This is a genomic window from Cysteiniphilum marinum, from assembly GCF_014857925.1.
Classification (GTDB): domain Bacteria; phylum Pseudomonadota; class Gammaproteobacteria; order Francisellales; family Francisellaceae; genus Caedibacter; species Caedibacter marinus.
In genome coordinates, this window is sequence record NZ_JACYVZ010000036.1 from 18,239 (window position 1) to 28,394 (window position 10,156).

The 10,156-nt window shown below is 38.1% G+C and carries 10 protein-coding genes; 8 read left to right on the forward strand and 2 right to left on the reverse strand.

Features of this window, described 5'->3' with window-relative positions; translation table 11 throughout:
• Positions 1–137: 137 nt before the first annotated feature.
• From IE867_RS12105 to radA, 4 genes are all read left to right on the forward strand, one after another.
• Positions 138–779 carry a LysE family translocator gene (locus IE867_RS12105; RefSeq protein WP_192484977.1) on the forward strand — a complete coding sequence of 214 codons (642 nt, stop codon included), beginning with the start codon at positions 138–140 and terminating at the stop codon, positions 777–779.
• Positions 780–903: 124 nt separating this feature from the next.
• Complete coding sequence (locus IE867_RS12110; protein ID WP_192484978.1) at positions 904–1,539, forward strand: DedA family protein; 636 nt, start codon at positions 904–906, stop codon at positions 1,537–1,539.
• A gap of 2 nt (positions 1,540–1,541) precedes the next feature.
• On the forward strand, positions 1,542–1,850 hold the full coding sequence (locus tag IE867_RS12115; RefSeq protein ID WP_192484979.1) for a PilZ domain-containing protein: 309 nt from the start codon (positions 1,542–1,544) through the stop codon (positions 1,848–1,850).
• Positions 1,851–1,882: 32 nt separating this feature from the next.
• Positions 1,883–3,238, forward strand: coding sequence for a DNA repair protein RadA (radA, locus tag IE867_RS12120; protein WP_192484980.1), 1,356 nt, complete (start codon positions 1,883–1,885; stop codon positions 3,236–3,238).
• Between the two features lie 197 nt (positions 3,239–3,435).
• Here radA and gloA read toward each other — a convergent pair whose 3' ends face one another.
• Positions 3,436–3,828 carry a lactoylglutathione lyase gene (gene gloA / locus IE867_RS12125; RefSeq protein WP_192484981.1) on the reverse strand — a complete coding sequence of 131 codons (393 nt, stop codon included), beginning with the start codon at positions 3,826–3,828 and terminating at the stop codon, positions 3,436–3,438.
• Positions 3,829–4,153: 325 nt separating this feature from the next.
• Between gloA and pheS the strand changes: the two genes are divergently transcribed.
• From pheS to IE867_RS12140, 3 genes are all read left to right on the forward strand, one after another.
• Positions 4,154–5,167 carry a phenylalanine--tRNA ligase subunit alpha gene (gene pheS, locus IE867_RS12130; protein ID WP_192484982.1) on the forward strand — a complete coding sequence of 338 codons (1,014 nt, stop codon included), beginning with the start codon at positions 4,154–4,156 and terminating at the stop codon, positions 5,165–5,167.
• 343 nt (positions 5,168–5,510) lie between these two features.
• Entirely contained in the window at positions 5,511–7,892 is a 2,382-nt protein-coding gene (gene pheT, locus IE867_RS12135; protein WP_192484983.1) for a phenylalanine--tRNA ligase subunit beta, read from the forward strand.
• Positions 7,893–8,021: 129 nt separating this feature from the next.
• The gene (locus IE867_RS12140) at positions 8,022–8,330 is read left to right on the forward strand and encodes a nucleotidyltransferase domain-containing protein (RefSeq protein ID WP_192484984.1); all 309 of its coding nucleotides are present in this window, start codon (positions 8,022–8,024) and stop codon (positions 8,328–8,330) included.
• Here IE867_RS12140 and IE867_RS12145 read toward each other — a convergent pair.
• The gene (locus tag IE867_RS12145; protein ID WP_192484985.1) at positions 8,308–8,967 is read right to left on the reverse strand and encodes a phosphatase PAP2 family protein; all 660 of its coding nucleotides are present in this window, start codon (positions 8,965–8,967) and stop codon (positions 8,308–8,310) included. The genes IE867_RS12140 and IE867_RS12145 overlap by 23 nt on opposite strands.
• A 426-nt stretch (positions 8,968–9,393) precedes the next feature.
• Here IE867_RS12145 and IE867_RS12150 point away from each other — a divergent pair, with 426 nt between their 5' ends.
• Positions 9,394–10,008 carry a hypothetical protein gene (locus IE867_RS12150; RefSeq protein WP_192484986.1) on the forward strand — a complete coding sequence of 205 codons (615 nt, stop codon included), beginning with the start codon at positions 9,394–9,396 and terminating at the stop codon, positions 10,006–10,008.
• The last annotated feature ends 148 nt before the right edge of the window (positions 10,009–10,156 follow it).

A 10,156-nucleotide genomic window follows, 5' to 3' on the forward strand; every position in this document is an offset into this window, starting at 1 on the left:
CTATCACTCGTAAATCACTTTGCGTAAGTTTCATTAGATTCAATTCAAACGTATGAAAAATCAATTCTTTAGTTTGCTTTTAAAGCCTATGTGATAGAATTTTTGTTCTATTTTCTATCAAGATGAGTTGTTGTTAAATGTTAATTGCTGCGTTGTTAAGTTTGCTATTTTTGCAATTGTTAGGGTTGATGCTGCCTGGCCCTGATTTTTTTATGGTGTTAAGATCATCGATTCGTTATGGGCGAAATCCTGCCGTACTTGTCGCATTGGGTATTGCTACAGGTGTGCTATTTTATGCAACCCTTGTGGTGCTTTTATTGGATTATCTAAGTGATAACTTTTTGATTATTGTGCATTGGATTGCTTTGTTTGGTGGATGCTATTTATTGTATATCGCTTATAATTGTTTCAAGGCATCCAGAGGTAAACATTCGTTAGATGCAAATGCAAGTGAAGTGGTTAAAATATCAAAGCATCATCTATGGCTTACGGGTTTTTTGTGCAATTTATCTAACCCTAAAGTGATTATTTTCTTTGTTAGTTTATTGCCACTGTTTGTTTTGAAATCTTCAGCGCTTTGGTATCACTTAAGTATTCTTGTTGTGATGTTTTTAAGTACCTTGATTTGGTTTAGTTTTGTTGCTTATGTTATGGGTTCACAGCGCGTTAGAAATGTCTTTGTTAAACATATGGCAAAGCTTGAAATCGTTTTCTCATTCATTTTAACCATTTTTGCCTTGTTGCTTATTTATTCGTTTGTGGAATCAGTGATTCTGTAATAAGCAAAGTAATGAATTGATTTGGTTATTTAGCTGTTTTACTTTGCCATATATGGCGTTGATACGTTAGAATTTAGGCGTATTGAGTAAGTCACTCCAGTAAATAAAAATAAATGAGGTTTGCATGTCACCAGAACATATTGCACTAATTCAACAATGGGGCTATTGGCTTATGTTTGGTGCGGCAATTATCGAAGGTGAAACCTTTTTAATACTAGGTGGTGTTGCTGCCGCTGCCGGTATGCTTGACTTAGGTTGGATTATTATCTTGTCAATTATTGGCTGCTTGATTCATGATTGTTTCTTTTTTTATTTAGGGCGTTATGTTGGCCCTAAAATATTAAAGCGTAAACCCAATTGGCAACCTAAGGTGGATCGCATTAGCTTGATGATTGATAAATATAATTTTTGGCTAATTTTGGGCTTTCGCTTTGCTTATGGTTTAAGAACGATTATTCCTTTTGCTTTGGGCATGAGTAAGATCAGCAATATCAAGTTTATGGTGTTTGATGCCATTGGTGCCCTTGTTTGGGTATTGGTCTTTTTATTAGGCGGGTATTATTTTGGTAATGCACTTGAGATTATATTGCATAAACTGTCACTGACTCATTTAGTTAAAGAGTATTGGCATATTTCAATTATCATTTTATTCTTGGTTATATTTACAGTGAGCTTTTTACTGGTAAGGTTAAGAAAAAGACGTGCACGCAAGAAGCAAGAAAAGCAAAGTAAGCAGTTAAACCTCGATATGGAAGTATAAATATGGCAGTAATTGAAATTACCCTAGCATCAAAGCAAGCAGCATTGGAAAGCTATTTGCCTTTTGTTAAACAAGGTGCGCTAACCGTTTATCATAGTAACGCACTTAATTTTGGTCAGGAGGTTGAACTTATGGTGCGTTTGCCTGAGCTAAAACAGGAGCTAAATTGCCAATCAAAGGTGATCTGGATTTCTTCTGATGACTATCAAAATGACAAGAAATACGGCTTTCAACTCTTAGGGGACGAGGGCTTTGAAATCAACCAAATACTTGAAAATTATTTGGTGGGCATGATAAAGCATGACGAATAAGGCGAGTAAGATAAATCAATAAAGGTGTGTGCATGGCAAAACCAAAATCAAATTATGTCTGCCAATCATGTGGTGCAATATCACCCAAGTGGCAAGGACAATGCCCTGATTGCTTAGAATGGAATACCTTAGTTGAAACTCAAATAAGCGTCACTAAATCAACAACCAACAAGATAGGGTATGCTGCTGCTGAGGCAAAAGTGCAAAAGCTCAATGAAGTTGCTTTAGCAGATTATCCACGCATTCATAGTCCATTTGCAGAGTTTGATCGGGTGATGGGTGGTGGTATTGTGCCAGGCTCAGTAACGCTAATCGGTGGTGATCCAGGAATTGGTAAATCATCGATTTTATTGCAGATTATGACGGTGTTATCACAAACTCACACAGCACTTTATATCACAGGGGAGGAATCACTAGAACAAGTTGCATTGCGTGCGCAACGCATGCAATTACCTAATGATAAATTATTGTTAATGAGTGAAACCAATGTTGAAGCGATTTGTCAGTATATCGAGACACATCGACCACAATTAGTTGTTGTTGACTCGATTCAAACGATGCAGATCGAAGCCTTGCAATCAGCCGCAGGAGGTGTTGCTCAAGTGCGCGAATCAGCAAGCCTATTAACACAAACGGCTAAGCGCTTAAATTGTGCCGTTTTTCTTGTCGGACATGTGACTAAATCCGGTGAGGTCGCAGGTCCTCGTGTGCTTGAGCATATTGTTGATAGTGTGATCTTTATTGAAGGACAAACCGATGGGCGTTATCGCATGGTTAGAGCGATGAAAAATCGCTTTGGTGCGGTGAATGAACTGGGTGTTTTTGCAATGACTGATAAGGGTATGCGCGAGGTTAAAAACCCATCAGCAATCTTTCTTAATCGTGCGGAAGATGATATCTCAGGCAGTGTTATTATCGCAGTATGGGAGGGCACGCGTCCGATACTTGTTGAGGTTCAGGCATTGGTGAGTGAAAACGGCTATGCTCAACCCAAGCGCTTAGCATTAGGGCTTGATCCTAATCGCTTAGCGATGTTATTGGCAATTATGCAGCGTCATTTAAGCGTGCAATTAAGTGATCATGATGTCTTTATTAATATTGTCGGTGGCATTAAAGTCAATGAACCTAGTATTGATTTGGCAATTATTGCTGTCATTCTCTCAAGCTTATACAACCGCCCCATTGCCAAGGACTGGATTATCTTAGGTGAAGTAGGGCTCTCAGGTGAGATACGCGCGATCCCCTATGGGCAGGAGCGTTTAAGTGAAGCACAAAAACATGGCTTTAAACAAGCGATTGTGCCACAGGGTAATATGCCAAAAAAGGATATTGGAATTCAAGTGCAAGCCATTAAGAAGCTTGATGAATTAAAGACACTGCTTTTATGATAAATGGCTAAGACTAAATATTTACTCAAAAGTGCTCACCGTGCCTTGAGCGCAGGTCGAAGCGATGCACTGAGCATTAGTCGAAGTGTGTAAGCTTGGAAAGATCGCACTTTATAGAGGCTTCGACTGACGCTCAGCCAACGCTTACACAATCAAAGTGGTCGGGAATATGGTCATAGCCGATTAAATGGTAAAGTTTAGCGAATCTTCTTATTAATCAACTCAATCTGATAACCATTAGGGTCTTTGACAAAGGCAATGACACTGGTGCCACCTTTGACAGGTCCCGCTTCACGGGTAACGACGCCGCCTTGCTTTTTAATCTCTTCACAGCTTTGATAAACATCCTCTACTTCAATGCAAAGATGTCCAAAAGCATTGCCGTGATCATAATTATTGGTATCCCAGTTATAAGTCAGTTCAATGGCAGTAATGGCATTGATGTCATTACCATATCCCATAAAGGCTAATGTATAGCGATAAGCTTCGTTATCCATCTTTTTAAGTAAGTTCATACCAAAAATGTTTTGATAAAAATTAATTGATTCCTCAAGGTTGTTGACACGAATCATAATGTGGGCTAGACGCATAATGTTGTCCTTTGTTCTTATTGTATAAAGTTGTCAAGGATGTTAATAAAACAACACTGGCATGACAAGGTAATTCGTACAATCTTAAAGCAATAAGTTCTGTAAAATAGCCTGCGGTGGGTATATACCCATCGTAAACCATTTTATAGTGTTTAATGTTGAGGAAGTTTTTGATGATTTTGGGTGATTGGACTGCAGGTAATAGCTAGGACTATTAGCAAGATCAAATCATTCAAAAGTGCAAGAAATTCAATAGCAGAAATGCTGTAAACTGGTTTGTGATGGGTATATAATACTCGCCATTATTTGAGTAAAGGTAACATGCATGCAAATCGTAGATGAAATCTGTTTGAAAGCATTAACAGACGTCGAAAATACAAAAAACAAACAAGATTTAGATCATATTCGCGTTCAGTATTTGGGCAAAAAAGGTGAGCTTACCGAGATTATGAAACAATTAGGTAGTCTGCCAAATGAAGAAAAGCCCAAGCTTGGTCAAGCAGTTAATCAAGCCAAAAATAAACTGCAAATGGCAATTACAGAACGTTTGGATGTATTAAATGCGATTGAGTTAGCACAAAAGTTAGCGGCTGAGAAAATTGATGTAACCCTTTCAGGTGTTGGACATGAGCAAGGTACATTGCATCCGGTTTCAATCAGTATGCAACGCATAGAAGACTTTTTTAGTAAGGTGGGCTTTTCGATTGAATATGGACCAGAGGTTGAGGATGACTATCATAACTTTGAAGCATTAAATATTCCTGATCATCATCCGGCACGTGCTATGCATGATACTTTTTACTTTAATCCTAATACTGTATTAAGAACGCATACTTCTGGTGTGCAAATCAGAACAATGGAAAAACAACAGCCACCGATTCGCATGATCGCACCTGGGCGTGTTTATCGTTGTGATTCTGATATGACACATACACCAATGTTTCATCAGGTCGAAGGTTTGTGGATTGATGAAAAGGCATCATTTGCTGATCTAAAGGGCTTGTTAAATGCCTTTTTAAATGCCTTTTTCGAGAAAGATCTAAAGATGCGTTTTCGTCCTTCATACTTCCCATTTACTGAACCTTCAGCCGAAGCAGATATGGAATGTGTGATGTGCGAGGGGCAAGGCTGTCGTGTGTGCAAGCAAACGGGTTGGCTTGAGGTGTTAGGTTGTGGCATGGTGCATCCTAATGTGTTAAAAGCCGGTGGCATTGATAGTGAGAAATATCGCGGATTTGCTTTTGGTATGGGTGTTGAGCGTTTGACTATGTTGCGTTATGGTATTAATGATTTACGTTTATTTTTTGAAAATGATTTACGGTTTTTAAAACAGTTTTAAAAAGGTGTGTTTTTAAGGGTAATTCGTGAATACCCTTACGGAAATTTACAATATGTAGGGGCAATTCATGAATTGCCCCTACGAAAATGTACGATATGTTGGGGTGGTTTGTGAATTACCCCGACATTGCGGTTGGTTGTGGCAATTAATGATTTGTAAGGATGGTTTGAGAATTATTCTTACGTTGCAATTGGTGGGGGTAACATACAATTTGTAGGGGTAATTCATGAATTGCCCTGTGATGTATTGCCCCTGTGATGCATTGCCCCTTTAACGTATTTCCTTTGTGATGAATATGTTAATGAATTAATTGCCCTGAATATAAAAATGACAGGATAACAAAATGAAATTTAGTCATCGTTGGTTAGAAAATTATTTAGATAAAAATCTTGAGGTAAATGCCTTAAGTGAAAAGCTTACGGCTGCCGGTTTAGAGGTTGATTCAATTGAGCCTGTTGCATCCCCATTTACACAGGTTGTTGTTGGGCAAATTAAGAAAATTGATAAGCATCCCGATGCCGATAAATTAAATATTTGTGAAGTCGATGTTGGCGATGATGAGCTAGTGACCATCGTCTGTGGTGCGCCAAATGTTTATGCAGGAATGAAAGCGCCTGTCGCTAAGATTGGTGCATGCTTGCCTGATGATTTTAAGATAAAGAAAAGTAAACTGCGCGGTCAACCATCGCATGGCATGATGTGCTCGCAAAAAGAACTCGGGTTAAGTGATGAAAGCGAAGGCTTGATGGATTTGCCAGTGGATGCACCTGTTGGTGTCGATATTCGTGAATATTTGCAATTGGATGATCATATTGTTGAAGTGGATTTGACACCAAATCGCGCGGATTGTTTAAGTGTTTATGGGGTGGCAAGAGAGGTTGCTGCCTTAACCGATGCTAAGCTTAAATCTCTTGATGAGATTAAACTTGATATTGCTAAAGGTACACAAAAGCAAGTGATCTCAGATGCGCCTGAGGCATGTCCTCGTTATTTTGGACGGATGATTTATAACATTAATGCAAAAGCGCAAACGCCTCTTTGGATGAAAGAACGTTTGCGCCGTTCAGGACTAAGATCAATCTCTGCAATTGTTGATATTACCAATTATGTGTTACTTGAATTGGGTCAGCCACTGCATGCCTTTGATGCTGATAAAGTTGGCAGCACTGTCTATGCGCGCATGGCAAAAGATAATGAAAAAATTACCTTATTAGATGAAACTGAGATCACCCTTAAATCGAACACGCTAGTGATTGCTGATGAACATAAAGCGTTAGCAATTGCTGGTGTGATGGGTGGGCTGGATTCGTCAGTAACTGATAATACACAGAATATCTTCCTAGAGAGTGCTTATTTTGCGCCTAAGGCAATTGCAGGTAAAGCGCGTCAATATGGATTGCACACAGATTCATCGCATCGCTTTGAGCGTGGTGTTGATCCAAAGCTATGCCAATATGCGATTGAGTATGCCGCACAGTTGATCGTTGACATTGCCGGAGGTCAAATCGGTGAAGTCGTTAAAGCAGATCATTATAATGAAACAACGACTGAAATTCCGTTACGCTTAAATAAGTTAAACTCAATTCTTGGTATGGATTTTAGTGCCGCATTTGTTGAAGATGTATTAACAGCGCTTAATATTACACTTACACCAGTTAAAGATGCCAGTAATGAGATTAAGTGGTTGGCAACTGCTCCAAGCTATCGCTTTGATATGGCAATTGAAGAGGATCTAATAGAAGAAGTCGGACGTGTATATGGTTATCAAAATCTGCCGATGACCTTACCTGAGGTAACATTATCTCAGCAACAAGTTTCTGAACATATTATTTCTTTAAGTGCATTAAAAAATACATTGATGAATCGCGGCTATCATGAAGTGATCAATTATAGCTTTATTGATCCTAAATTAGATGAGCTGTTTTTTGATAGTAAAGGTTTAGCCTTACAAAACCCGATCTCACAAGATATGTCTGTGATGCGTCAAGGCTTGATCCCAGGCCTTGTATCAACATTTAAAGCCAATTTAAACCGTCAGCAATCGCGTATTCGTATTTTTGAAGAAGGTGTTTGCTTTCAGATGGCTGAAACATTAGCGCATGAATACTCACATTTCGCCGGCCTTGTTTATGGTGATATCAATCCTCTGAACTGGCAGGAAAAAACGGCAAGCGATTTTTATTCAGTTAAGGCAGATGTTGAAGCGCTGTTGCAATTAAATAAAAAAGCAGTCAATTATGTTGCTTGTGAAGATGTCGATTGGCTGCACCCAGGACAATCCGCTTATATTTATCAAAATGGCGAAAAGGTTGGTGTTATTGGTGTTTTGCATCCAAGTGTAATGAAAGTGTTGCAAATCAAAGGCAAATCACCGGTAGTATTTGAGCTGCAAACCAGTAAGATCTCAAACAAAGATGTTGCTAAATTTATGGCAATTTCTAAGTATCCATCGGTTTCACGCGATATTGCGGTTATTGTTGATTGTAATATCAGTGCGCAAAGCTTGATTGATGCAGTGAATAAAGCAGATGTGAATTTATTGAATCAAGTTGATTTATTTGACGTTTATCAAGGTGAAAACCTGCCAGAGAATAAAAAGAGTATTGCTTTGAATCTCACTTTTCAAGATAACACGCAGACCTTGACGGATGAGCTGATGAATGATGCAATGGCTAAAATTCTTAAGTCGCTAAAAGAGAATACTGATGCAAGTCTTCGAGAGTAATTATTTATGTTAGATGTACAGTTTTTAGAGCGTTGTATTATGGCTTTGATCTGGCAGAGGAAACTTTACCAATTATCCCAGAGTTTATAATGGATGTGGCGAAATTAATTCAGGTGATTAAGGAAAGCAATGCTACTAAGAGATAAAGATCATAAGTTGCTTGTGGTGTTGGCAAACAACACAATCAAAACACCTTGTGAAATATGGGTATATGGTAGTCGTGTAGATGGTTCAGCGCATGAGGCAAGTGATCTGGATCTTGTGATTAGAAGTCATGATTTGAAACCATTACATACTTCTGAACTACAGGCTTTTAAGGAAGCAATACAGATATCAAATATTCCTATTCTGGTGCAAGTATTGGATTGGGCGAGAATTCCCAAGGTTTTTCATGAAAATATTCTAAAGCGTTACGCTATCTTGAAACCTTTGAGTTAGGCTTTTTTGTTTCTATATATTGTGTCACAAGGGTTTTTGCCCACAAATAACTAAAGACGCCAATATAAACACCACCTAAGACATCACTTAGATAATGTTGTGAGCTTAAGATTCGACTAATCGTGATAATAAGCGCGATCACAATGCATAACACCGTAAACTTCTTATTTTGTATCAAATAGGCTAAACCGAGGAGTCCTGCAAATCCAAGTGTTGCGTGCCCTGATGGGAAGCTATTAAACAAACGTTTATGTGATAACCAGTGAAAGCCATATAAGCCTTCTTGTAAGAACAGCTCAGGGCGATAGCGTGCAAGTGTTACTTTAATGACCGTTGCAGCGCCAATTGAGATAAATAAACTCATCGTCCATACTAATAAACGAGGATTCAATTTAGCGCGTGTCTTTTGCCAAATACAGATAATTACCAGAATGACAAAAAGCACAAACCAATTATTAGGGTCAAAAATGATAGATAAAATATTTGAGAATTTAATTAGGATGTTGTGTTGAAGCTGTTCACTAATAGATAGAACTAAGAAGCGATCAAGGTAAATGTAGCTTACAGCACATATAATAAATGTAATGATGCCATAGAGTATGGTGCATTTGATAAGGCGTTTAAAATTATCGGTCATGGTGAAAGATAGTTTATTGTTAAGATGTGCAAGAGCGTAACTTTTTTTATGAGATAAATCAAAGTGTAGTTTGGCGATTTGCACACTTTATTGAGAGGGCATATAAGTTGAGGTGATTTTGTTATAATTTATCCTTATATTTCAAGATGTTCTTAATGGTTGAAAATATGATAATCAAGAGTTTTTTAGAATTTTTTCATTGTTACTTATTTGTTTTTGATCCTGATAGATAAAGGGTTTTCGTTGATGCATTTAAAACATTAATGACGATATATTTTTCTTAAATTGCATATTAAATGACAATGTGACTTGGTGCCGATAATATGGATCGCAAATAAGGCATCCTTATTTTGAAGCTTGATTTTGATGTTACTTATTTTTATCGAAGTCAACATAACCTTTTAACAATACAATAGGAGAAATACTATGAAAAAATTAATTATCGCAATCTCAGCTACTTCTGCTTTGGCTGGTTCTATGGCATATGCTGCTTCATCAAGTGTTGATGTGACGATGGAAGTAAGTACAACGGCTGCACAACTACTTATATCAGATGTGCCAGTGTCTTCATCACTTCTTCAAGGTGAAACTGAAACGGTTATTGCAAATGGCTTGTCCATCACGGGTGGCACCGCCCCAGTTAATGGTTACAATGTTAGTATCCAGTTAGCCGGTGGCTCTATTGCAGATATTAGTGGTGCAAAAGGTATCAAAGGTGCACTTTTATATGCTAATGGTGATTATAACAATCCACAAGGTGCGGTTCAGTCATTAACATTCAAAGACTCTAGTGAAACTGTGATTACATTAACTAATGGTGCGGGTAACTGTGATGTGGTCGATGCTGAAGGCAAAATTAACTTCTCAACAGTAGGTGGTACAGGCAATGAGTGTTCATTTACATTAACTCAAGCAGAAGCAAATAAGTTAACGACTTTGGCAACGCCAGGAAAGACAGAGTTTGAGTTTGCTGCCGCGACTGATGCGCCAGAAGGTAATTATACCAATACATTCAACATTACCTTATCTACTACACCATAGTTGATATTGATAGATAAAAGCAAAGGAGATGAGATGATTAAATCTACAGCTCACCGGTTTAATTCTAATCAAGTGTATAATATTAACTTGGTTGGAGCAGATAGATGATAGATTGGATCGTTAATTTAGGGCGTATTGACCCTGTAAA